Origin of the sequence: Agrobacterium sp. SOY23 (genome assembly GCF_027212525.1) — a bacterium.
GTDB lineage: Bacteria > Pseudomonadota > Alphaproteobacteria > Rhizobiales > Rhizobiaceae > Agrobacterium > Agrobacterium tumefaciens_I.
In genome coordinates, this window is sequence record NZ_JAPWDT010000005.1 from 149,923 (window position 1) to 171,703 (window position 21,781).

Below are 21,781 nucleotides of genomic sequence, written 5' to 3' on the forward strand. Positions count from 1 at the left end.
TCCTGCCGCGCCGATATCGTGGTCCCGCGAAATTTCAGGGGATCCAGCGACGGAGAATGGCGCTGGCGTTCACGCCCCCGAAGCCGAAACCGTTCGTGATGGCGTATTCCATTGAAAGTGATCTCGACCTGTTGGCCACGATATCTATCCCGTCCGCTGCCGGGTCCGGCGTGTTGAGATTAAGCGTTGGCGGAGCCATCTGGTCACGAAGGGCGAGGATCGTGAATATTGCTTCCAGTCCTCCGGCTGCACCGAGAAGGTGCCCGGTCGCAGACTTCGTTCCGCTGACCGCGATCCGTCCGCCTGTGCCGAAAACCTTTTTGATTGCCTCTATCTCACCCCGATCGCCGGCGGGCGTCGATGTGGCATGGGCATTGAGATGCTGTATGTCTTCCGGGCGAATCCTCGCCTGGTCAATTGCCGATTGCATTGCCCTTGCGGCGCCTGAGCCATCCTCCGGACCTGAGGTGATGTGGTAAGCGTCGGCCGATGTTCCATAGCCCACCAGTTCCGCCAGAGGTGTCGCCCCACGCGCGAGTGCATGGCTCAGGGATTCGATCACCAGAATTCCGGCACCTTCGCCCATGACAAAACCATCCCTCATCATGTCGAATGGACGCGATGCCTGGGCGGGAACGTCGTTGAAACCGGTCGAGAGCGCCCGGGCTGCGGCGAAGCCGCCGAGGCTGACGACGTTGATGCAGGCCTCCGTTCCGCCGCAGACGGCAATGTCTGCCTCACCGGCGCGGATCATCCGCGCTGCATCGCCGATTGCCTGGACGCCGGCTGCACATGCCGTTACCGGCGCACCAAGCGGGCCTTTAAGGCCGTGCCGGATCGAAACCTGGCCGGCAGCGAGGTTAACAAGGAAAGAGGGAATGGTGAAAGGAGAGAGGCGACGTGGCCCCTTCTGATCGACGGTTCGCACCGCATCGGTTATCGCCGGAAAGCCGCCGATGCCGGAGGCAATGATTGTCGCAGTCCTGACGCGATCCTCCTCCGACACAGGCTTCCAACCAGCCTGGGCGAGCGCCTCGTCTGCCGCGGCAATGGCAAAGAGAATAAATCGATCGACCTTTCGTTGGTCCTTGTGTGCAACATACCGGTCAGGGCTGAAGCCCGCATCGGGCTCCTCTTCCAGCGAGGGCACCGCGCCTCCCGCCTTTGCAGGAAGGTCCCCGACGATGTCGTCGCTCAGTCTGCGGATCCCCGATTTTCCGGCCAGCAGGTTCGTCCAGGAGTTCTCGACGCCGGCACCGAGCGGGCTGACCGCTCCCATGCCTGTAATAACGATACGGCGCATTATGCTTCCATTCTACTGTTCGATATGTCGCGTTTCTGGCGATGCCAGCAACCGACCGGTTCAATCCTTCGATGACGACACCATTTCCGACACATGTGCACGGGCAGCATCCAGAAAACCGTCGGAGAGATTTTTGTCCGCCACGACACGGGACAAGGTCACCGCGCCAACCATGAGGGACAGCAAAGCCATGGCTTCCTGCTCCGGCCGGGCACCCGCCGGCAGCATTTCCCGGAGAACCTGAAGATGCGCCTTGATGCCGTCTTCGAAAGGCTTTTTTACCTCGTCGCTCTGTCGCGCCGCATCCGCGCCAAGCGCGACCAGCGGGCACCCATCGGCGATCTCGCCTCGATGATCCGATGACAGGTAGAAGTCGACAACCGCCATCAGCGGATCCGGATGCTTGGCCGCAGCGGCCGACCATCTCCGCGTGGCGCTTTCGAGCGCCCGCCGGGAGGCCTGCGCTGCAAGGTCGTCCTTCGACTGGAACTGTTTGTAAAAACCGCCCTGCGTCAGCCCGGCGCCCTTCATCAGGTCCTTCAGGCCAATTCCGTCGAAACCATGCTGGCGAAACAGCCTGCTGGCGACATTGATGACTGTTTCACGGTTCGCCTCGGCCTGGGCTCTGCTTACTCTCATCGTCGGCTCCTTTTAGATTTCGATTGACATCTATAATGCGTTTAGATTTAAGATGCAATCTAATATTTCCATTCAGGCCGTCAAGAAGGGGTCTATGAGATGAACCGCAAACTGATTTTCACTGCGGCGGCAGTGGTGGCCCTGGCGGGCGGTGCCGCCATTAGCGTGTTGTTACCGTCGAAGGCGCTCGATGCGGAGGCCGCAGATCCGCGAACTGCCGCGCCGCTTGTTAATCTGGCGACCGCGAGCATCCCGGGAAACGCCAGCCGCAGCTTCACGGGGACGATCGCCGCGCGCGTACAGAGCAATCTGGGCTTCCGCGTTCCGGGCAAGATCGTCGAACGCTTTGTCGAAGTCGGGGAACAGGTGAGGGCAGGCCAGCCATTGATGGGCCTCGATGCCACGGATCTGCGTCTTGCATTAACCGCAAAAAGAAATGCGGTGGCAGCCGCTCAGGCTACTTTCAATCAGGCGCAGGCCGATGAGCGTCGCTACAGCTCCCTCGTCAGGAACGGGATGGCCGCGTCGCCGCAGCGATATGAGCAGGCGAAAGCCGCGCTCGATACGGCAAAAGCGCAATTGGCGGCAGCTCAAGCCGACGCGGAGGTTGCCGAAAACGAAGCAGCCTATGCCGTTCTGGTGGCGGATGCCGATGGAACGATTGTTGAGACGCTCGGCGAACCTGGTCAGGTGGTTTCGGCGGGGCAACCGGTGGTGAGGCTTGCAAAAGCAGGCCCGCGCGAAGCGGTCATATGGCTTCCCGAGACGCTGCGGCCGGAGATCGGGGCCAAGGCCTTCGCATTGGTTTATGGCCGAGGCGGCAAGGAAAATGCTGTACTGCGCCAGATTGCCGACTCCGCGGACCAGCAGACCCGCACCTATGAAACCCGATGGGTACTGGAAGGTTCCGCCGCTGCCGCTCCGCTTGGGGCGACCGTTACCATCGAGATCACCAATCAGGACGCTCAGGATCACGCTGAGATTCCAATCGGCGCCCTTCTCGACGATGGCACGCGCACCGGGGTCTGGGTGATCGATCGGCAGTCCTCTGTCGTGAAATTCCGCGACGTGCGTGTCGAGCGGATGAGTGAAGAAAAGGCGGTCGTTACCAACGTCAGGGCCGGCGAAGCGGTGGTTGCACTGGGTGCGCATCTCCTGAAAGACGGCGCGAGCGTGCGCACGACTGCAGAAAAAGCACAGGCGGCAAATCAATGAACCTCAATCTCTCCGCCCTTGCCGTCCGCGAACGGGCCGTCACCCTGTTTTTCATCGTCCTTTTGGCCCTGGCCGGCATATATGCTTTCGTGAAGCTGGGACGCGCCGAAGATCCGTCCTTTACGATCAAGACCTTGACCGTGACGACCGTCTGGCCGGGCGCCACCGCACGCGAAATGCAGGATCTGGTGGCAGAGCCGCTCGAAAAGCGAATCCAGGAACTGGCCTGGTATGACAGGGTGGAGACGACCACTCGCCCCGGATACGCTTTTCTGACTGTTACGCTGAAGGACAACACGCCCCCGAGTGTCGTCGGGGAAGAATTTTATCAGGCGCGAAAGAAGCTCGGCGATGAGGCGAGAAACCTTCCGCAGGGTGTCCTTGGACCTTTCGTCAACGACGAATATTCCGACGTCAGCTTTGGCCTTTATGCCCTGAAGGCAAAGGGCATGCCGATGCGCGATCTGGTCAGGGAAGCCGAAAAGATCAGGCAGGACATGCTCCATGTTCCCGGCGTGAAGAAGATCAACATTCTCGGCGAACAGCCCGAACAGATTTTCGTGGAGTTTTCCTATGAAAAGCTCACGACACTCGGCGTCTCGCCGCAGGACATTGCCGCTGCCCTCCAGCGGCGCAACACGGTAACGCCCGCCGGATCGATCGATACCCAGGGTCCGCAGGTGTTCATCAGGTTCGATGGCGCCTATGACAGCGTCCAGTCGATCGCCGACACCCCGATCGTCGCTTCCGGCCGCGTTCTCAAACTGTCGGATATTGCAGATGTCCGTCGCGGATATCAGGAGCCGGCAAGCTACGTCATCCGTCATGACGGAGAGCCGGCCATCATGCTCGGTGTGGTCATGCAGCAGGGCTGGAATGGTCTGGAGCTTGGCAAGGCTCTCGAGGAGCGCTCCGGCCGGATCGCACAGTCATTGCCCCTTGGCATAACGCTGACCAAGGTCAGCGATCAGGCCGTCAACATTGATGCGGCGGTGGGTGAATTCATGGTGAAGTTCGCCATGGCCCTCGGCGTCGTGCTCTTCGTCAGCCTCATTGCGCTCGGCTGGCGGGTGGGCATCGTTGTGGCTCTGGCCGTTCCGCTGACCCTTGCGGTCGTCTTCATCATCATGCTCGAGACAGGACGCTTTTTCGACCGCATCACGCTCGGTGCATTGATCCTGGCGCTTGGCCTGCTTGTCGATGACGCGATCATCGCCATCGAGGTGATGGTCGTTAAGATGGAAGAGGGCATGGACCGCATCAAGGCGGCCGCTTATGCCTGGAGCCACACGGCGGCGCCGATGCTGTCGGGTACGCTTGTGACCATCATCGGCCTGATGCCGGTTGGTTTTGCGAGTTCCGCTGCCGGTGAATATGCGGGCAATATCTTCTGGATCGTCGGTTTCGCACTGATTGTTTCCTGGTTTGTCGCCGTCATCTTCACGCCCTATCTCGGGGTGAAGATGCTGCCGGAGATCAAGCCGGTCGCGGGCGGCCATCACGCGATTTACGATACGCCGAACTACCGGCGTCTGCGCGGTGCGATCGAGTTTGCCGTCAAACACAAGTTCCTGACCTGCGGTTTCGTGGGTATCGCCATGGCGCTCTCCATTGTCGGCATGGGTGCGGTGAAACAACAGTTCTTCCCGACGTCCGATCGCCCGGAGGTTCTGGTCGAAGTCCGGATGCCGGAAGGTGCCAGCATCGAAACGACGACGGCGACCGTTGAAAAAATCGAGAACTGGCTGAAGGCGCAGCCGGAAACGAGGATCGCGACCAGCTATATCGGTCAGGGTGCCCCACGTTTCTTTTTTGCCATGTCGCCGGAGCTGCCCGACCCCGCATTCGCAAAGATCGTCGTCCTCACGTCTGATGCCCATCAACGAGAGGAACTGAAGCACCGTCTTCGTCAGGAGATTGCCAATGGCCTCGCGCCCGAGGCCTTCGTCCGCGTGACGCAACTGGTTTTCGGCCCTTACACGCCTTTCCCGGTCGAGTTCCGCGTCAAGGGACCCGACCCGGACGAGTTATACAGGATTTCGGAGCAGGCCCTTGCCGTCATGAACACCGTTCCGGATGTGCGGAATGCCAATCGTGATTGGGGAAACAGGACGCCTGTCGTCCGGTTCGTTCCGGATCAGGACCGCCTGAACCTTATCGGCCTTTCACCCGCGGAAGCCGCACAGCAAATCCAGCTTCTGCTGAGCGGTGTTCCAATCACGCAGGTGCGGGAAAACATCCGGAACGTTCCTGTCGTCGCCAGAAGTGCGGGTGAAATACGCCTGGATCCCTCGCGGCTTGCGGATTTCTCGCTCATCAGCAGAGATGGAAGAGCCATTCCGCTTGATCAGATCGGTCATACGGAAGTCAGGTTCGAAGAGCCCATCCTGAAACGGCGCGACAGGACACCGGTAATAACGGTCCGGTCCGACATCAACGAGGCGACACAGCCGCCGGAAGTGTCGCAGCAGGTCATGAACGCTCTTCAACCGCTGATCGCCTCGCTGCCCGCAGGTTACAGCATCGAGATGGGCGGAAACATCGAGGAGTCGATCAAGGCCAATAACGCCCTGGTGAAAGTGTTCCCGCTGATGATCGCCGCGACCTTGATCGTGATCATCCTGCAGGTTCGCAGCCTGTCCACCATGACGATGGTCATGCTGACGGCTCCTCTTGGACTGGCGGGGGTGGTGCCGACGCTCATTCTCTTCAATCAGCCCTTTGGCTTCAACGCCATTCTGGGTCTCATCGGGCTCGCAGGTATCCTCATGCGCAATACGCTGATCCTGACGGAGCAGATCAAGGAGAACAAGGCGGCAGGTCTTGATGATTATCACGCCGTGATTGAAGCGACCGTGCAAAGAACGAGGCCGGTCATCCTGACGGCGCTTGCCGCGGTCCTCGCCTTCATTCCCCTGACGCATTCGGTTTTCTGGGGTTCGATGGCTTACACGCTTATCGGCGGAACGGCGGTGGGCACGCTAATCATCCTGCTCTTCCTGCCCGCTCTCTATGCGGCGTGGTTCCGGATCAAGCCGCCTCGTAGCGAAGCATCGCCGGCGGCAGTCGAAGACTATCAGCACTCCCTCGCTGCCGAGTAGTGCTTCAGTGCCCTTCGCGGCGGCACCTCGCCGCAAAGGGCACCAATCAACCGACCGCGCGATGTCCGGGCCGATCATGCTCCCAAGGATGGCAATCGCGTGAACCTCATCTAAGGATTGTAAAGGAAAAACAGATGCAGCACATAGACGATGCGAGAAAGATCGCCGTCACTCAAAGGTCGGATGCTTCCGTCGGAAGGCGGGCCCTCATCACAGGCGCATCAAGCGGCCTCGGGGTCGAATTTGCCGAATTGCTGGCGGCGCAGAAGGTTAACCTCGTGCTTGCGGCCCGGCGTAAGGAGCCGATGGAAAAACTTGCCGACGACCTTCGCCGAAAACATGGCGTCGACATTCTTGTCGAGCCAATCGACCTTGCCGCACCCGGAGCCGCGGCCCGCTTGAAAGACAGCCTGGACGAGAAGGCGATACAGATCGACATTCTGGTGAACAATGCCGGATACGGGCTGCAGGGGGAGTTTCTGGAAACCCCGATCGAGCGCACCACCGATATGATTCAGCTCAACATCACGGCGCTCACCGAACTGAGTTATGTTTTCGGCCGGGACATGGCGGCCCGGGGATCGGGTAAAATTCTTCTGATCGCCAGTTTATTGGCTTTCCAGCCTGTCCCCACCTATGCTGCCTATGCAGCGACCAAATCTTACGTGCTGTCTTTCGGTGAAGCTTTGCACGATGAACTTCGCGCGCAGGGCGTGGTTGTCACCAGCCTTTGCCCGGGACACACGGAAACAGGGTTTGATGCGGCTGCGGGTGCCCAGGCCTCGCCGATGCTGCGCCTGCTCACCATGAAACCCCGTCCCGTCGCAGAGGCCGGACTTCAAGCCCTGTCGAAAGGAAAGGCGTCCGTTATTGCCGGCTTCATGAACAACATCGTTGCGTTTTCAAATCGTCTGACGCCACGCTCAATGCAGCGGGCTTCGATGCGAAAAGTAATGGCGCCGTAGAAGCGGAAAATGCGGCGGACCGCATTGTCAGTTGTTTGGGAAGCCGGTGTTGATCAGGCCTAGCGTTCAAACTCCAATGCCTTTTCCAGCACCGGATCCCGGCCGCTCACATAGTCGCTGAAGCTGAGATCGACAGGGATGTCGGGTGCAAGAGAGATATTGCGGGGGCCAAATGCGACGGTTGCCCAGTAACATGTGCGGACATCGTTGCACCCTTGCTCGTAATCCTCGAATTCGGAACTGTAGCGGACGCTTATCCTTGAGTTTGGCAATGTTATTTTATCGCCTTCTGCCCAGAATTGACCGCCATCTCCCATTCTTTCGCCGATCAGGGATACCTTCTCGCCGCCGCTTCCCTTTATCAGGGCGGCGGTGACGATACCTGCGGAGAAGGTCGCGCGTCCCACGAGAACGGAAATCCGCCCTCGGTCGGGCAGGAGCCGGGGCAGGGCCTGTGCGAAGAGAATGCTGTTGAAGAAGTCACCGCCATTGTTGAGACGAAGATCGACAACGATGTGTCCCGGTTGGAAAGGCAGGATGTCCCTGTGGATGATGCCGGCGAATTTTTCGACCAGTGACGTGTCGTCGATACTGCGGGCCGTATCGTTTCTGATGTAGAGCGTGGTCTTGCCGTCATCCAGAAAGGACGCGGTCACATCGCCCCGCCTGGTATACAGGCGAGGTCTTGTCTTTAACGGGTCGAGCACATGCGGCCAGCGCCCTGCCACCTCGTCCGCATCCGGAATGAGGACAGAATAACCCCTGTTCAGCCCCATCCTGCGCTCATCGCCCGGGTCTTCCCCTCCAATCGGTAAATACACCGTTTCCAGGGTGCCGTGCCCGAGATCGAGCGTCAGCGGGGTTTTTGTGGTGCTGTCGATGACGCCTATGTGCTGGAGCACCCGGGGCGTCACCAGATAACCGGGGCCGAGGAAGCGGATTCTCTGATCCGTTCCGGCAAGATAGGGCTTGAGCCGTTTTTCGGCCTCCGCTGCGGTCAAGGAGCCGATCTTTTCCACACGCGCTCCGAGCAGGCGGGCATAATCCGGATGGGCCTTTACAACGTACAGGCCATCGGCAAACCACCACATACGAATGGGCAGATCGCCGCCCAGAAAAGCGCCGATATTGGCATTCGTATGCCCGTTTCGGGCGATCGCCACGGATCGCATGATCTCCATCGCGAAGGCTTCGGCGGTCAGTTGCCCGATCGTGCTTTCGATGGACGTAACGTGACGCTCGAATGCTTGCCGTTGATCCGGGCTGAAGCTTTTATCCAGCGGAGCCCATTGCTGCTTCAGCACCGACAGATCTTCCCGCATCTGCCGGGGCGTCAGCGGAATCTCGCCGGCATGGCCTGTCAGGGGCAAAAGCAGGATTGCGAGAAGGCAAGGGACAAGGTTACGATGTGAGGTACTTCCCATGGCGTCAACCCTTTATCTCGCACGCCCGCAAATGATGACGTCAGTTATGGTTGCTCAAATCCATGTAGGCGGGCTCGAAGACGTGGCCATCGGGGTCGGCGAAGGTCCGAAGATACATGAAGCCCAGATCCTGCGGCTCCCGCACATCCGCTTGGCCGCCCGCTTTTGCCGCGGCCTCAACCATGGCATCGACCTCTTCGCGGCTGTCACGCGAAAGGGCGATCAGCATGCCGTTTGTCGCATGGGCATCGGCGATCGGCTTGGCAGTGAAGGACTTATAATAGTCGTGCTGAAGAAGCTGGAACGTGATTGTGTCCGACCACACCATCGAGCTTGCGTCCTCATTTGAGAACTCTTCGTTCTTCACACAACCGATAGCCTGGTAGAAGGCGGTCGAAGCAGCCAGATCTTTCACCGGCAGGTTCAGGAAAATCGTCTTGGCCATTGTCTTTCTCCTCATGTTTAAACTGGGTTACAGGAAAGTCTGCTGGAAGATCTCACTCGGATGGATGCAGATGACTTCCAGCGGGTCAGTGCCGATATTCTCGAAGCGATGGGGGATATTGGCAGGCCCCACGACGATATCCCCCGACGAGCCGCGCATCCGATGCTCGCCGATGGTAAACTCGGCCTCGCCTTTGCGCACGACCCAGGTCTCGGCATAGGGGTGGACATGCAGATCAGGGCCGCGACCCGGATCGACATTGACGAGAAAGATGGACACGGCGCTTCCGTATTCGCACCCTTCGTAACGTACCGTTCGGCTCTCGCCCGGTTTCGGTTCCTGATGGCGACGGATTGAAAACATCTGATCTCCTCCCTGAGGCAGAATTATCTTCGCGAGAAGATATATTTCCGATTTATCTTCCTGTCAAGATATATGTCTTCTCGCAAAGATATATTCACGGGGCGGGCGAAGCCGTATATGGTTTTCCAGATTGGTGATGGGGTAGTGAAATGAAGCAGGCGAGGCCGGACGTGACGGCGCAGGGGCCGATCGAAGCTGACGGGGAAGATCATGTCGACCGTCTCCGTGGCCAGTGGGCGCGGGAAGTGCCGGATATCGATACGGAACCCATGGCCATTTTCGGCCGGGCCAAACGGCTCAGTAATCTTGTGGCGCCGTCCATCGAGGCAATCTTTGCCCGCTTCGGCCTTGACCGCGGGGAGTTCGATGTCGTCGCGACTTTGCGCCGGGCAGGGCCGCCTTATCAACTGACGCCGACGGAAATGTACACGGCGCTTATGCTCTCGTCGGGCGGTCTGACGCATCGGCTTGATCGATTGGAAAAGGCTGGCCTTATCGAGCGCAGAAAATCGAAGCTGGATGGGCGCAGTGTTATTGTGTGCCTCCTGCCGGCCGGCATCGAACTGGCGGAAAAGGCGTTTCGCGAAGACATGGCGAATGAGCTGGGTTTTTTGCAGGGCCTCAATCCGGAGGAGCGCGCCAACCTCGCCGCGCTGCTGAAAAAGCTGGTATTGGCTATCGATGCCCGGTTGTAGTCAGCGAGTTTGGTCGGGTCGAGTAATCTATATTTTTAGTAGATTATAAAATCGGGCAACGATCTTTCAACAATCGCCTGCACAATAAAAGATCGTGCCGTGCAAAAGCGGCCTCCCATCATGCATCCTCCATGAAAATCCGCACTTTTTCATTGGACGGCGATCATGCCACTTTCCCACATCACCCATTTTTCGTTTCTGATCCCCGGCAATTACGATGATGACGATCCATTCGCGGGACTGGAGAGGACCTTGCAGCTTTTCGAGCGTGGCGAGGAACTTGGTTATCACAGCGCCTGGATACGCCAGCGGCATCTCGAGCGGGGCGTCTCTTCGGCAGCGACGTTTCTGGCGGCGGCTTCCCAGCGGACGAAAACCATCGGTCTTGGTACGGCGGTCATCCAGCTCGGTTATGAAAATCCGTTTCGCCTGGCCGAAGATCTTGCAACGGTTGACGTGCTTTCGCGCGGCCGGCTTAATGTCGGGGTTTCCGTCGGCGCACCTCCCTTCGCGCATCTGATCCGGGATTATACCGATCTTGCGCCGGAAGCGGACTATAGCCACGGCCGGGCGGAGAAGCTGGCGCGGGCATTGAGATCGGAACCCCTGTCAAGCGAGACGGAAGCCGGCAATGCCGCCGGGGTTCAGCTACCGCGCATTCGTCCCGTTGCAAGGGGATTGACCGATCGCCTGTGGTATGGCGGCGGCTCGCAGAATTCCGCCCGCTGGGCCGGGCAGGCGGGCTTCAATCTTCTGACGGGTAATATTGTCAGCGGTGAGAACACCGACGATTTCCATGCGGCGCAAAGTGCATTGATAAACCGTTTCCGGCAGGAATGGGCCCATGCCCATACACCGCGCGTTGCTCTTGGCCGCGTGATCCTGCCAACCGACAGCGCAAGCCCGGCGACACGCCGCCGCTACGCCGAATTCGTTGCAGGGCGAAACGGACGCACGCAAACGGCGCACGGGCCACGCCGTACGCTTTTCCTGCCGGATATCGTCGGAACGGCGGAGGAGATCATCAGAACATTGGCGCAGGACCCGGTCCTGCCGCTCGTTTCGGAATTCCGCCTCGAATTGCCTTACGAATTTGAGGCAGAAGACTACCGGCAGATTATCGAGGACTTTGCTCGTATCGTGCCGCAACTGGCCGATCGGCGGCCTGTTTTGAAAGTGGCAGGCGGCCACTAGTCCTGTTTATTCCCGAAAGCTATTCGTAGCCGTGCTGCGGTCTGAAAGAGCCCGCTACGGTCTCCGTGGGCGGAAATTTTGGCAGAGCATCGGGCGGGATGCCCCCCCAAAGACCTTGGTCCATTAAAAGTTCGTTTGACCCCATCGTACTGGCTATCGTGTACGCAGGTAGGCAGCCACGCATCGTTTGAATGACGGTTGCGAAAGGCTCTGCGAAATACCGAGTGTGCCATGGACCTGCCGAAGATAAAAACGCTGATCGATTTCGTTGGACGGACGAATGTCACGGAGCTGACGGTTGCGGAAAAAAAAGTGACGGTCCGGATTTTCCGAACCGTTGGTCAGGCCGCAACCAGTGTCGACACGAACTCGGCCGAAGGTGAGATCGCCGGGCCGGCTTCTCCTGCTGATGGCGCATCTTCCCCTGTGGGCGCGAGTTCGACCTTCACCGTCAAGGCGCCGGTTTTTGGTGTTTTGCATCGTTCCCCGGCTCCGGGTCAGCAGCCATTCGTCAATGCCGGTGATCGCGTTGAAGAGGGACAGACCCTCTTCATCATCGAGGCGATGAAGGTCTTCAACACCATTGCCGCGCCGCATGCGGGCCGAATTGCATATTTGACGGATGTCGATGGCGGCGAGGTCGAGACGGGCGATGTGCTGGCGGAGATCGTGTGATGGTGGAGATCTTCAAAAATACGACACCTGCCGAAAAGCGTTTCGATACGGTTCTGATTGCGAACAGGGGTGAAATAGCAGCGAGAATTCAGCGTGCCTGCCACGAGCTCGGGTTAAAAACCGTCGCAATATGCTCCGAAGCGGACAGGCAGGCATCTTATGTCCAGACTGCCGACAATTTTCTTTGCATCGGCCCTTCCAGCGCAGGCAAAAGTTATCTCAACAGGGATGCCATCCTGCTTGCCGCGCGGCTGACCTCCGCCGGGGCGATCCATCCCGGTTACGGGTTTCTGTCCGAAAATGCCGCCTTTTCCGAGGCGATCGAAAAAGCCGGCCTTGTTTTCATCGGGCCGGATGCCTCATCGATTGCGACAATGGGCGACAAGATCGCTGCGAAACGGGCGATGATTGCCGCCGGTGTGCCCTGTGTTCCGGGCCCGGATACGGCATTGCCGGATGACCCGGCTGCCGTCGAAAGCATTGCGCAGGATATCGGTTATCCCGTCATCGTGAAGGCTGCCGGCGGTGGCGGCGGCCGGGGCATGCGGGTGGTGCCGGATGCCGCTTCCCTGCATGAGGCGATTGCCACGACACGCGAGGAAGCTCGTCAGGCCTTCGGTTCGCCGGCACTCTACATGGAGAAATTCCTCCAGCATCCACGGCATATCGAAATACAGGTCCTGTGCGATACTCACGGACATGCGGTTTGGCTGGGGCATCGCGATTGTTCGATGCAGCGCCGCCACCAGAAGGTGGTGGAGGAGGCGCCGGCGCCCGGCATCTCGCCGGATGTGATCCGATCCGTCGGACACGCCTGCGTCGAGGCCTGCCAGCAGATCGGTTATCGTGGCGTCGGAACCTTCGAATTCCTCTATGAGAATGGGTCCTTCTATTTCATCGAGATGAATACGCGTCTGCAGGTCGAGCATCCGGTCACTGAAATGACCAGCGGGATCGATATCGTCCAGGCGCAGATCAGGGCGGCGCAGGGGGAAGAACTGGATTTGCGCCAACAGGATGTGGGATGCGAAGGCCATGCTTTCGAATGCCGCATCAACGCCGAAGATCCGCAGAGTTTTCTGCCTTCCGCCGGTGTGGTGACGGGCCTTTCCTTGCCCCAGGGGCAGGGTATTCGTGTCGATACCCATATCCATGAAGGCTACCGGGTTTCTCCCTATTACGATTCCCTGATCGCCAAGCTGATCGTCCACGCGCCAACCCGCAGCGAGGCTATGGCGAAGATGCGCGGGGCACTTGCCGAGACGTCGATTGATGGCATTTCGACCAATCTGCCGTTCCTGCGCGCTCTCTTCGATGACGATGCCTTTGCGCGGGGCGAAACGGACATTCATTATCTGGAGACATGGCTCAAGCAACGGAGGGTGGCATGACTACGCTCGACCTCGCCGATACCGCCACCATCGCGGCTCTGACCGAAGCCCTGACGGCGGCGGGTGTGGACGGAATTGAAATCTCAACGCCCAAGGGTCATTTGCGCCTCGTCGTCTCCACGGGCAACAGTGCACAGGCGGCTTCGGTGGTGAAAACCTCAACGGCTGAAACCGCTGCGGCGACGGTGATTGTCAAGGCGCCGATGGCGGGCCGTTTCTGTTCCTCTCATCCTTCGGCATTGGCCGAGACCGGTCATCTCCCGCGCGCTGTTACCAGTGCCGATATTCTCGGCTTCATCCGCATCGGCTCGGTTCTGCTTCCCGTATCCTCCGGCCGTCCCGGCGTCGTGAAGAGGCGGCTTGCGGAGCCGGATGCGCTGGTCGGGTTCGGCGATCCCCTGTTCGAAATCGAGCCTCAATCATGATTGCCACGCCGAATATTCTTGCGCCGCTGCATGACATCCTGCCCCTCGCCAAGGAAGAGGCACGTATTTCCTTCATCGGCTCCCGTTCCTTCCTGCTCGAAGCGCCCGGCGAATTCGATCTGCCCGCACAACGCTGGATCTGGGCCTTGTCGCAAACGATCGGCAACTGGCCGGATGTTGCGGAAATCATCCCCGGCATGACCAATCTTCTGACGATCTTCAAGGAAACGCCCGATGACCCCGACAGTGTCGTGGGGCGGTTGCTGGATGCATGGAACAGCGCCCGGAGCGTGGATCTGGCCGGCAAAACCATCGAAATCCCGGTGCATTATGGCGGGGAATACGCGACCGATCTTGCCGCCATCTGCGATTTTTCCGGGCTGAGTGACCGTGAGGTGGTGCGCCTGCATCATGAGGCGACCTATCGCGTCTTCGCATTGGGCAGCGCCCCCGGTTTCGGTTATCTGCACGGTCTCGATCCCCGGATTTACATGCCCAGAAAAACGGTGCCATCCATCCGGATGGAAAAGGGCTGCGTGACCATCGGCGGTATGCAGACCGGTGTGGCGATGCTGACGGGCCCGAATGGCTGGAATTCCCTCGGTCATGCCGATTTGCAGATGTTCGACCCGGCATCTTCGGTGCCTGCCCTGATGGCGCCCGGCGATATCGTGCGGTTCGTGCCGGCGAGGATCGAGCTATGATCGAAATCATCGAAGCAGGCCCCTTCAACACGGTGCAGGATCTCGGACGTCCGGGTTATCGCGACATCGGCGTCTCCGCCGGTGGCGCCATGGACCCGCTCGCCGTCAAAATCGGTAATATCCTTCTCGGCAATGCCGACGATGCCGCCGTTGTCGAGGTCCAGACCTTTCCGTTCAAAATGCGGTTTGAAGCCCGTGCGGCCTTCGCGGTCACGGGGGCAGATGGCCAGATGTTGCTGGATGGCAGGGAGCTGCTTCCATGGTGCACCCATGTGGCGGCCGAAGGTCAGGTTCTGGAACTGAGACAGCCGCCGCGCCTTGCCCGCGCCTATATTTCTCTCGCAGGCGGTGTGGATGTTCCGGTGCTGATGGGGTCGCGGAGCACGGCGCTGCGCGGCGGGTTTGGCGGCAATGCCGGGCGGCCTCTTGTCAACGGCGACAGGCTGAAGATTGGTGTGGTCCCGGATGCGCTGTCGCTGCCCGCAAGCGGTATTGCCGTTATCGAACCTGCTGTTGCCCTGCGTGACGTGTTCGCGCAGGCAGAAGAGGGCGTCTTGCAGGTCCGTGCGATACCGGCTGGCGAACATGGGCTTTTTGCGTCCGATGGCGAGGCTTTCTGGAACCAGACATGGCGCATTTCATCCCGCAGCGACCGCACCGGCTATCGTTTGTCCGGGGAGCCGATCAAGCCGACGGAGACAATTGAAATGCGCTCCCACGGGGTCGTTCCGGGTGTGGTTCAGGTGCCGCCGGGGGGAGAACCGATCATTCAGATGAGTGACGCCAACACGGCGGGTGGATATCCCAAGGTTGCCGGCGTGATCGAATGCGATCTGTGGCGGCTTGGTCAGGCGCGGATCGGTAGCCGGTTGCAATTCGTGCGCTCCACCCATGCGGAAGCGCGAGCCGTCGAACAGGCGGTTGCCGCCTATGTCGAGGATGTTCGGCAGACATCACAGATGGTCAAGCGGGCGCTGAAGGCAATGGCCTGACGGCAGGTGAACGGATCGAAGGAAAATGCGATGAAGATCGATCTGAATTCCGATATGGGCGAAGGTTTCGGTCCTTACCGGTTGTGCGATGACGAGGCGATGATGAAGATCGTGTCATCCGCCAACATTGCCTGTGGTTTTCACGGCGGCGATCCTGACACGATGGTCCGCATGGTGCGTCTGGCGAAAGCGAATGGTGTCGGCATCGGCGCCCATCCGGGGTTGCCGGACCGCGCCGGTTTCGGACGACGGGAAATACCGTTCCAGCCCGACGAGCTGCGCCAGCAGATGCTCTACCAGCTCGGCGCACTGATGGCGATTGCCGGGGCCGAGGGCATGAAGGTCGGCCATTTCAGCTTTCATGCGGCTATGGGCAATATGGTCAATCGCGATCCCGCGCTGGCCGATCTGATGATGAACGCCATTGCTACCGTCGATCCGCGGCTCGTGGTGTTCGTTACGCCCGAAAGTGAAATCGAAAGGGCGGCGAAACGCGCCGGCCTCAAGACGCTGGCGCTGTTTCTGGCGGATCGTGCCTATGATGCCGAAGGCAAGCTCGTGGCGCGGGGATTGCCCGGCGCATTGGTCAAGGACGAGGCGTCGGTGCGTGCGCGGGTTCGACGGTTCCTGACGGATGGTCAGGTCGAGGCCATCGATGGCACGATCATCGCCATGCCTGCACGCTCGATCCTCGTCCACAGCGATACGCCCGGTTCTCTGGAGCTTGCACGCATCATCCGCAGTGAAATCGAGGCTTCCGGCGCCACTCTCGCGCCTGCGGCCGAACTTGCGGCCTGACCGGGTCGCTGTCTGTTGTTTCCATCTCATCGAAAGATTACCCAGATGCCTTCCACCGCCGATCGCCTGAAAAATGTTTCCATCTCCGCTTCCGCCGCCATGACCCAGCGTGCCAGGGAACTGGCCGCGAAGGGGATCAAGGTCGTGAGCCTTTCCTCCGGCGAGCCGGATTTTCCAACCCCCGCCCATGCCATCGAAGCCGCGCATGCCGCGGCGCTGAACGGTGAAACGAAATATCCGCCGATGGATGGGACGGTGGCGATGAAGGCTGCTATCAGCCGGAAATTCAAGCGCGACAACAACCTGACCTATGATGCCAGCCAGATCGTCGTCTCCGCCGGCGGCAAGCAGGTGATCTTTAATGCCATGCTGGCCACCTGCAATCCGGGTGACGAGGTGGTCATCCCCGCGCCCTCATGGGTCAGCTATGCCGATATCGTCAAATTTGCCGGTGGCGTTCCGGTGCCTGTGCCCTGCTTCGAGCAGGCCGGTTTCAAGTTGCGTGCGGAAGATCTCGAGGCGGCGATCACGCCGCGTACCAAATGGCTTTTCCTGAATTTCCCCAGCAATCCGACCGGTGCAGCCTGCTCGCGGAAAGAGATGGCGGCGATTGCCGAGGTCATGCTGCGTCATCCCCATGTGTGGATATTGACCGACGATATTTACGAGCATCTCGTTTATGACGGCTTCGAATTCGGCACGATCGCCGATGTGGAGCCGCGGCTTTACGACCGCGTGCTGACCATGAACGGTGTGTCCAAAGCCTATGCCATGACGGGCTGGCGCCTTGGTTATTGCGCCAGTGGCTCGAAGGAACTCATTGCCGCCATCAGCAATGTCAACGGCCAGAATGGCGGCGGCATCACCACCGTCACACAGGCCGCAGCCATTGCCGCACTGGATGGCCCCCAGGATCTGCTGGCGGAAAGAGCCGCCATCTATCGCGAACGGCGCGACTTCGTTCTTGGCCAGTTGGGTGAGATCGACGGCCTGCGTTGCCACAAGCCGGAGGGCGCCTTCTACATCTATCCGAATATTTCCGGCCTCATTGGCAAAACCACCAAGGGCGGACGCAAGATAGAAAGCGATGTCGATTTTGTCATGGCGCTGGTGGATGAGCATCACGTCGCCACCGTGCAGGGTGCCGCCTATGGCATGAGCCCCTATTTCCGCCTTTCCTATGCCACCAGCACGGAGATGCTGCGCGAAGGATGCGCGCGTATCGCCCAGTTTTGTCAGGACATGCGCTGATTGATGCAACATATCTCCCGGTCCGGTGTGACGAGACCGGGAGATGTTTACAGTTTCAGCTTCTCGGTCAGTTCCACAAGAATGTCCTTCACGGCAAAAGCCGGCTCGGACAGGGAGTTCTGATCGGATGTGCAGAGGGACAATGTCTCTTCTATGCGCGGAGACAGAAGCCGGCAGACGAGCGGTTCGCTTGTTTCCGAGACGATACGGTCGGCTATCGCCTTTGGCATGATAGTGGCACCAAGGCCGCTTGCGACGGCACGGGCCAGCGTCCTGACGATCTCGACTTCCGCAACGACCTTGAGATTGATCCGGCTGCGCGTAAATGCGGTGTCCACCGCGCGGCGCACGAAATTGTAGCTCGGCGGCAGCAGCATCGGCAGCCCGTCCAGTGCACCGATGGGCACAGGTTTCATATCCGCTTCGATTGCGAAATCGCGGTGGGCGACAAGATAGAACTCTTCACTGAGGACAGGCTCGAAGCGCACGCCCTTGATCGGGCCGACGCCGTGAATCAAGGCCATTTCCAGACGGCCGTTCATGATCATCTGGCTGTAGGTCTGTCCGACACTTTCCGTCAGGTGGATCAAAATGCCCGGATGCCGTTTTCGCGTCTCCGCCAGAAGCTCGACGGAGAGCGTGGCGGCACTGCTGAAAGGCACCAGCCCGACCGAAACACGTCCCGCAAGCGAATTGCCGGCCGCCGCCGCATCGACCTGCGCCTGTTCCATCTGCCGCAGGATGATTTGCGCATGGCGGTAAACCGCATGTCCCGCATCCGTCATCGTCACGCCCTGTTGGCTGCGAATCAGCAGTTTCTGGCCGAAATGCTCTTCGAGCGCGGCCAGCTGCTGGCTCAGCGCCGGCTGGGCAAGGTGCAGAATATCGGCCGCGCGCGTGATGCTGCCGCTATCCACGATGACGATGAAGGATTTGAGACGCCTGATATCCATTGCGATGATGACGATTTCGGTTGTGCTGCGGCAAATCTACAAGGTCGCCCCCGTTTTGCAATGCGAACCGGGAACCGGAATTGTCCGCAAACCTCTGCGAAGCGGATTTCCTTAGGCTTTTTGCCCGGAAACCATGGCGCTTCGGGCTCCATAAAAGTTGCTTATTACTCCAAAAGTAATCGGTCTTAGGCAAGCAAATAAAGCTTCGCTAATCTCTATGGCAACGAAAAGGGGATCAGAATGCCATTTTCCGATTACAAGACCGCTTTGGTCACTGGCGCATCATCCGGTATCGGTGCCGCAGTCGTCGAGCGGCTGCGCCGCGAAAACATTGAAGTCCATGCCATCGCCCGCAGTGCCGATGCATTGAAGGAACTCGCCGAGCGGACCGGCTGTATCGCGCATGTCATCGACGTGACGGACCGTGCTGCGATTGCCGATCTCGCAAGCCGGGTGCAGTTTGATATTCTGGTCAACAATGCCGGCGTCGATCGCCCGAAGAAGTTTCTCGAGGCGGATGAAGCCGACATCGATCTTCTGGTCGACGTCAATCTACGCGCCGTCCTTCATATCTGCCGGCTGATCGTTCCGGGCATGGTTGAGCGCGATCGTGGCCACGTCATCAATATCTCATCCATCGCCGGGAATTATAATTTCGGCGGCAATTCCACCTATCACGCCGTGAAGGCTGGCGTTGCCATGCTCTCGAACCAGCTGCGGATCGACGCATTCGGCAAGCGCGTGCGCGTGACGGAAATCTGCCCCGGCCGCGTGGCGACGGATATCTTCAACCACGTCCACGGCAATGATCCAAGCGTACGAGAGCGCTTCATCGACGGTTTCGAATTGCCGAAGGCGGAAGACATTGCCGATGCGATCGGTTTTGCCATTGCTGCGCCGGTCGCGGTCAATATCGGCCATATGGAAATTACCCCGACATTGCAGGTCATGGGCGGCCTTCAAACAGCCAAGCCCCAGGCGGCAGCCGAGGACGGCGCAAAGAAGGAGCAGAAGCCGTGAGCGGCTTTGACCTTTCGGCTATCCTGAGCAATCAGGAATATATCGCGATGCTGGTGCACGGCATCGAGATGACCTTGATCATCTTCATAGGTTCGTGGTCGCTTGCCATGTCGCTTGCGCTCATCCTGCTCTGTATCCGATTTTCGCCTTCCCGCTTCGGGGATCGGCTTGTCGCAGCCTATGTTTCCTATCACCGCAACGTGCCGACACTGGTGCAGTTGATGTTGTGGTACTTCGGTATTTTCACGCTGTTGCCTTCCGGCCTGACAGGCTGGCTGACGGACCATAATGCTGAAGCGATCTTCGCCGTGGTGGGTCTCGGCCTGTGTCAGGCGGCTTATTTCAGCGAGGATCTGCGTTCCGGTCTGCGCTCGGTCAGTCCGGGGCAGATGGAAGCGGCAAAGGCGCTGGGGCACAGCTATCTCTCGGCTATGCGTTTCATCATCATGCCGCAGGGTGTGCGCAATGCGCTGCCTCCGCTCATCAATCACAGTGTCTCCCTGTTCAAGAACAGCAGTCTGGCGCTTGTCATCGGCGCGTCTGAATTGACCCATGCGGTCAAGGAAATCGAAAATCTGAGTTTCCAGACCTTCGAAATCTATCTCGTCGGCACGGTTCTCTATCTCTTCTTCTCGCTGTTGATCATGGGGGGCGGTGCCTATCTGTCCATGCGCCTTGATCCGGCCTGGAGGGCGCGCGCATGATCGGGGATATCGTTACCATCATTCACGATTACTGGCTGCTGCTGCTGATCGGCCAATATCCGAACGGCCCTCTCGGCGGGCTCGTGAATACGCTCATTCTCTCCGCACTCGCCATCGCGCTCGCTTTTCCGGTGAGCATCCTCATGGCGCTGGCGCGTTTGTCGACATGGCGCGTCCTGCGCTGGCCGGTGACGGCACTGGTCTATGTCACGCGCGGCGTGCCGTTGCTGATGCTCATCCTGTGGACCTATTTCCTCATCCCGCTCTGGACCGGTGCCGACGTGCCCAGTTTCGCCATCATGCTGGCAACGCTTGTCGTCTATCAGGGCGCATTCCTGAGTGAAGTGGTAAGGGCAGGTATCGTTGCCCTTGGCGTCGGGCAGATGGATGCGGCGAAAGCGCTTGGCCACAGCTACGGCAGTGCGATGCGCTTCATCATCCTGCCGCAGGCGCTCTACAACATGATCCCGAGCATGATCTCGACCTTCGTGGCGACGATCAAGGACACGACGCTCGGTTATGTCATCAACGTGCCTGATCTCACCTTCGCAGCGAGCCAGGTGAACAACCAGCTTCTGACGCAGCCCTTCCAGGTATTTCTCATTCTTGCGGTGGTCTATTACGCCCTCTGCTGGAGCCTGACTTATCTCGCAAATGCCGTCGAACGCCGCATCGCTCGCCGCCGTGCCGGCGTGGCGGGCCGCCCGCATCAGCCGTCCTTGACGCAGGCCAAAATCTTAACGGAGCAGCCATGACCACGACCGCATCATCGACGCCCCAGCAGACGATCCGCATCTCGAATGTCTGCAAGAGTTATGGCGACTATCAGGTCCTCAAGAATATCGACGCCGAAGTGGCGCGCGGTGAGGTGGTCGTCATCTGCGGCCCTTCCGGCTCCGGCAAGTCGACCCTGATCCGTACCGTCAATCGCCTGGAGGAAATCAACAGCGGTTCGATCACGCTTGATGGGCAGGACATTCACGCCGCCACGCGCACCAAGGAACTGAACCTTCTGCGCAGCCGCATCGGTTTCGTGTTCCAGAACTTCAATCTGTTTCCGCATCTTTCCGTTGTCGAAAACGTCACGATTTCGCCAATCCGCGTAAAGGGCGTCTCGCCGGATATCGCACGGCAAAAGGCACTCGCTCTGCTTGAGCGTGTCGGTCTCGCCGACAAGGCTGGCGCTTATCCCGGTCAATTGTCCGGCGGGCAACAGCAGCGTGTGGCGATTGCCCGTGCGCTTGCCATGGAGCCGCCCGTCATGCTGTTCGATGAACCCACAAGTGCGCTCGATCCGGAAATGGTCGGCGAAGTGCTGGCCGTGATGAAGGGCCTGGCGGCGGAAGGCATGACCATGCTCTGCGTCACCCACGAAATGGGCTTCGCGCGTGAAGTTGCGGACCGCATCTGGTTCATCGACGCCGGCGAAATACTCGAAAGAGCGACACCGGAAGAATTCTTCAAGACACCCCGCCATCCGCGCGCGCAGCGGTTCCTCGCCGATCTGCGTCACTGATAACAGCC

At 59.4% G+C, this 21,781-nt stretch carries 22 protein-coding genes; 16 read left to right on the top strand and 6 right to left on the bottom strand.

What is annotated here, in order from left to right; all coding sequences use genetic code 11:
* Positions 1-34: 34 nt before the first annotated feature.
* Positions 35-1,303 carry a beta-ketoacyl-ACP synthase II gene (fabF, locus tag O3S81_RS15960; RefSeq protein WP_269344685.1) on the bottom strand — a complete coding sequence of 423 codons (1,269 nt, stop codon included), beginning with the start codon at positions 1,301-1,303 and terminating at the stop codon, positions 35-37.
* 60 nt (positions 1,304-1,363) lie between these two features.
* The gene (locus tag O3S81_RS15965; RefSeq protein WP_269344686.1) at positions 1,364-1,942 is read right to left on the bottom strand and encodes a TetR/AcrR family transcriptional regulator; all 579 of its coding nucleotides are present in this window, start codon (positions 1,940-1,942) and stop codon (positions 1,364-1,366) included.
* A gap of 99 nt (positions 1,943-2,041) precedes the next feature.
* Here O3S81_RS15965 and O3S81_RS15970 point away from each other — a divergent pair, with 99 nt between their 5' ends.
* From O3S81_RS15970 to O3S81_RS15980, 3 genes are all read left to right on the top strand, one after another.
* Complete coding sequence (locus tag O3S81_RS15970; protein ID WP_269344687.1) at positions 2,042-3,157, top strand: efflux RND transporter periplasmic adaptor subunit; 1,116 nt, start codon at positions 2,042-2,044, stop codon at positions 3,155-3,157.
* Complete coding sequence (locus tag O3S81_RS15975; RefSeq protein ID WP_269344688.1) at positions 3,154-6,258, top strand: efflux RND transporter permease subunit; 3,105 nt, start codon at positions 3,154-3,156, stop codon at positions 6,256-6,258. The genes O3S81_RS15970 and O3S81_RS15975 overlap by 4 nt, the downstream gene beginning before the upstream one ends.
* Before the next feature lie 134 nt (positions 6,259-6,392).
* Positions 6,393-7,223, top strand: a complete 831-nt coding sequence (locus O3S81_RS15980; protein WP_269344689.1) for an SDR family NAD(P)-dependent oxidoreductase — start codon at positions 6,393-6,395, stop codon at positions 7,221-7,223.
* A 59-nt stretch (positions 7,224-7,282) separates the two neighbouring features.
* Here O3S81_RS15980 and O3S81_RS15985 read toward each other — a convergent pair whose 3' ends face one another.
* From O3S81_RS15985 to O3S81_RS15995, 3 genes are all read right to left on the bottom strand, one after another.
* Positions 7,283-8,545, bottom strand: coding sequence for a peptidase S41 (locus tag O3S81_RS15985; protein WP_269344690.1), 1,263 nt, complete (start codon positions 8,543-8,545; stop codon positions 7,283-7,285).
* A 142-nt stretch (positions 8,546-8,687) separates the two neighbouring features.
* A complete protein-coding gene (locus tag O3S81_RS15990) occupies positions 8,688-9,092 on the bottom strand; it encodes a VOC family protein (RefSeq protein ID WP_269344691.1) in 405 nt (134 codons plus the stop codon).
* Positions 9,093-9,119: 27 nt separating this feature from the next.
* The gene (locus tag O3S81_RS15995; protein WP_269344692.1) at positions 9,120-9,455 is read right to left on the bottom strand and encodes a cupin domain-containing protein; all 336 of its coding nucleotides are present in this window, start codon (positions 9,453-9,455) and stop codon (positions 9,120-9,122) included.
* A 149-nt stretch (positions 9,456-9,604) separates the two neighbouring features.
* On the opposite strand from O3S81_RS15995, the gene O3S81_RS16000 reads away from it, so the two are divergent.
* From O3S81_RS16000 to O3S81_RS16040, 9 genes are all read left to right on the top strand, one after another.
* Positions 9,605-10,150 carry a MarR family winged helix-turn-helix transcriptional regulator gene (locus O3S81_RS16000; protein WP_269344693.1) on the top strand — a complete coding sequence of 182 codons (546 nt, stop codon included), beginning with the start codon at positions 9,605-9,607 and terminating at the stop codon, positions 10,148-10,150.
* A 165-nt stretch (positions 10,151-10,315) separates the two neighbouring features.
* The gene (locus tag O3S81_RS16005) at positions 10,316-11,344 is read left to right on the top strand and encodes an LLM class flavin-dependent oxidoreductase (protein WP_269344694.1); all 1,029 of its coding nucleotides are present in this window, start codon (positions 10,316-10,318) and stop codon (positions 11,342-11,344) included.
* A 231-nt stretch (positions 11,345-11,575) separates the two neighbouring features.
* Complete coding sequence (locus tag O3S81_RS16010) at positions 11,576-12,019, top strand: acetyl-CoA carboxylase biotin carboxyl carrier protein (protein WP_269344695.1); 444 nt, start codon at positions 11,576-11,578, stop codon at positions 12,017-12,019.
* Positions 12,019-13,410 (top strand): acetyl-CoA carboxylase biotin carboxylase subunit, encoded by a 1,392-nt coding sequence (gene accC / locus O3S81_RS16015; protein ID WP_269344696.1) that lies wholly within the window; start codon positions 12,019-12,021, stop codon positions 13,408-13,410. Before O3S81_RS16010 ends, accC begins: the two co-directional genes overlap by 1 nt.
* Complete coding sequence (locus tag O3S81_RS16020; RefSeq protein ID WP_269344697.1) at positions 13,407-13,835, top strand: acetyl-CoA carboxylase; 429 nt, start codon at positions 13,407-13,409, stop codon at positions 13,833-13,835. Before accC ends, O3S81_RS16020 begins: the two co-directional genes overlap by 4 nt.
* On the top strand, positions 13,832-14,539 hold the full coding sequence (pxpB, locus tag O3S81_RS16025) for a 5-oxoprolinase subunit PxpB (RefSeq protein WP_269344698.1): 708 nt from the start codon (positions 13,832-13,834) through the stop codon (positions 14,537-14,539). The genes O3S81_RS16020 and pxpB overlap by 4 nt, the downstream gene beginning before the upstream one ends.
* Positions 14,536-15,531, top strand: a complete 996-nt coding sequence (locus O3S81_RS16030) for a biotin-dependent carboxyltransferase family protein (protein WP_269344699.1) — start codon at positions 14,536-14,538, stop codon at positions 15,529-15,531. Before pxpB ends, O3S81_RS16030 begins: the two co-directional genes overlap by 4 nt.
* 30 nt (positions 15,532-15,561) lie before the next feature.
* The gene (locus O3S81_RS16035; protein ID WP_269344700.1) at positions 15,562-16,329 is read left to right on the top strand and encodes a 5-oxoprolinase subunit PxpA; all 768 of its coding nucleotides are present in this window, start codon (positions 15,562-15,564) and stop codon (positions 16,327-16,329) included.
* A gap of 45 nt (positions 16,330-16,374) precedes the next feature.
* Positions 16,375-17,580 carry a pyridoxal phosphate-dependent aminotransferase gene (locus O3S81_RS16040; protein WP_269344701.1) on the top strand — a complete coding sequence of 402 codons (1,206 nt, stop codon included), beginning with the start codon at positions 16,375-16,377 and terminating at the stop codon, positions 17,578-17,580.
* Between the two features lie 47 nt (positions 17,581-17,627).
* Here O3S81_RS16040 and nac read toward each other — a convergent pair whose 3' ends face one another.
* Positions 17,628-18,533, bottom strand: a complete 906-nt coding sequence (gene nac / locus O3S81_RS16045; RefSeq protein WP_269344702.1) for a nitrogen assimilation transcriptional regulator NAC — start codon at positions 18,531-18,533, stop codon at positions 17,628-17,630.
* Between the two features lie 240 nt (positions 18,534-18,773).
* Between nac and O3S81_RS16050 the strand changes: the two genes are divergently transcribed.
* From O3S81_RS16050 to O3S81_RS16065, 4 genes are read left to right on the top strand one after another with little or no spacing between them, the layout of a single operon-like run.
* The gene (locus tag O3S81_RS16050) at positions 18,774-19,553 is read left to right on the top strand and encodes an SDR family oxidoreductase (RefSeq protein ID WP_269344703.1); all 780 of its coding nucleotides are present in this window, start codon (positions 18,774-18,776) and stop codon (positions 19,551-19,553) included.
* On the top strand, positions 19,550-20,257 hold the full coding sequence (locus O3S81_RS16055; protein ID WP_269344704.1) for an amino acid ABC transporter permease: 708 nt from the start codon (positions 19,550-19,552) through the stop codon (positions 20,255-20,257). The genes O3S81_RS16050 and O3S81_RS16055 overlap by 4 nt, the downstream gene beginning before the upstream one ends.
* A complete protein-coding gene (locus O3S81_RS16060; protein WP_269344705.1) occupies positions 20,254-21,012 on the top strand; it encodes an amino acid ABC transporter permease in 759 nt (252 codons plus the stop codon). The genes O3S81_RS16055 and O3S81_RS16060 overlap by 4 nt, the downstream gene beginning before the upstream one ends.
* Complete coding sequence (locus O3S81_RS16065) at positions 21,009-21,773, top strand: amino acid ABC transporter ATP-binding protein (protein ID WP_269344706.1); 765 nt, start codon at positions 21,009-21,011, stop codon at positions 21,771-21,773. The genes O3S81_RS16060 and O3S81_RS16065 overlap by 4 nt, the downstream gene beginning before the upstream one ends.
* The last annotated feature ends 8 nt before the right edge of the window (positions 21,774-21,781 follow it).

Coding starts and splice junctions, on each gene's coding strand:
- O3S81_RS16050 (WP_269344703.1), top strand. CDS start 18,774: ATGCCATTTTCCGATTACAAGACCGCTTTGGTCACTGGCGCATCATCC.
- O3S81_RS16060 (WP_269344705.1), top strand. CDS start 20,254: ATGATCGGGGATATCGTTACCATCATTCACGATTACTGGCTGCTGCTG.
- fabF (WP_269344685.1), bottom strand. CDS start 1,303: ATGCGCCGTATCGTTATTACAGGCATGGGAGCGGTCAGCCCGCTCGGT.
- O3S81_RS15995 (WP_269344692.1), bottom strand. CDS start 9,455: ATGTTTTCAATCCGTCGCCATCAGGAACCGAAACCGGGCGAGAGCCGA.
- O3S81_RS15990 (WP_269344691.1), bottom strand. CDS start 9,092: ATGGCCAAGACGATTTTCCTGAACCTGCCGGTGAAAGATCTGGCTGCT.
- O3S81_RS15970 (WP_269344687.1), top strand. CDS start 2,042: ATGAACCGCAAACTGATTTTCACTGCGGCGGCAGTGGTGGCCCTGGCG.
- O3S81_RS16030 (WP_269344699.1), top strand. CDS start 14,536: ATGATCGAAATCATCGAAGCAGGCCCCTTCAACACGGTGCAGGATCTC.
- nac (WP_269344702.1), bottom strand. CDS start 18,533: ATGGATATCAGGCGTCTCAAATCCTTCATCGTCATCGTGGATAGCGGC.
- pxpB (WP_269344698.1), top strand. CDS start 13,832: ATGATTGCCACGCCGAATATTCTTGCGCCGCTGCATGACATCCTGCCC.
- O3S81_RS16000 (WP_269344693.1), top strand. CDS start 9,605: ATGAAGCAGGCGAGGCCGGACGTGACGGCGCAGGGGCCGATCGAAGCT.
- accC (WP_269344696.1), top strand. CDS start 12,019: ATGGTGGAGATCTTCAAAAATACGACACCTGCCGAAAAGCGTTTCGAT.
- O3S81_RS16005 (WP_269344694.1), top strand. CDS start 10,316: ATGCCACTTTCCCACATCACCCATTTTTCGTTTCTGATCCCCGGCAAT.
- O3S81_RS16020 (WP_269344697.1), top strand. CDS start 13,407: ATGACTACGCTCGACCTCGCCGATACCGCCACCATCGCGGCTCTGACC.
- O3S81_RS16035 (WP_269344700.1), top strand. CDS start 15,562: ATGAAGATCGATCTGAATTCCGATATGGGCGAAGGTTTCGGTCCTTAC.
- O3S81_RS15980 (WP_269344689.1), top strand. CDS start 6,393: ATGCAGCACATAGACGATGCGAGAAAGATCGCCGTCACTCAAAGGTCG.
- O3S81_RS16040 (WP_269344701.1), top strand. CDS start 16,375: ATGCCTTCCACCGCCGATCGCCTGAAAAATGTTTCCATCTCCGCTTCC.
- O3S81_RS16065 (WP_269344706.1), top strand. CDS start 21,009: ATGACCACGACCGCATCATCGACGCCCCAGCAGACGATCCGCATCTCG.
- O3S81_RS15975 (WP_269344688.1), top strand. CDS start 3,154: ATGAACCTCAATCTCTCCGCCCTTGCCGTCCGCGAACGGGCCGTCACC.
- O3S81_RS16010 (WP_269344695.1), top strand. CDS start 11,576: ATGGACCTGCCGAAGATAAAAACGCTGATCGATTTCGTTGGACGGACG.
- O3S81_RS15985 (WP_269344690.1), bottom strand. CDS start 8,545: ATGCGGGAAGATCTGTCGGTGCTGAAGCAGCAATGGGCTCCGCTGGAT.
- O3S81_RS15965 (WP_269344686.1), bottom strand. CDS start 1,942: ATGAGAGTAAGCAGAGCCCAGGCCGAGGCGAACCGTGAAACAGTCATC.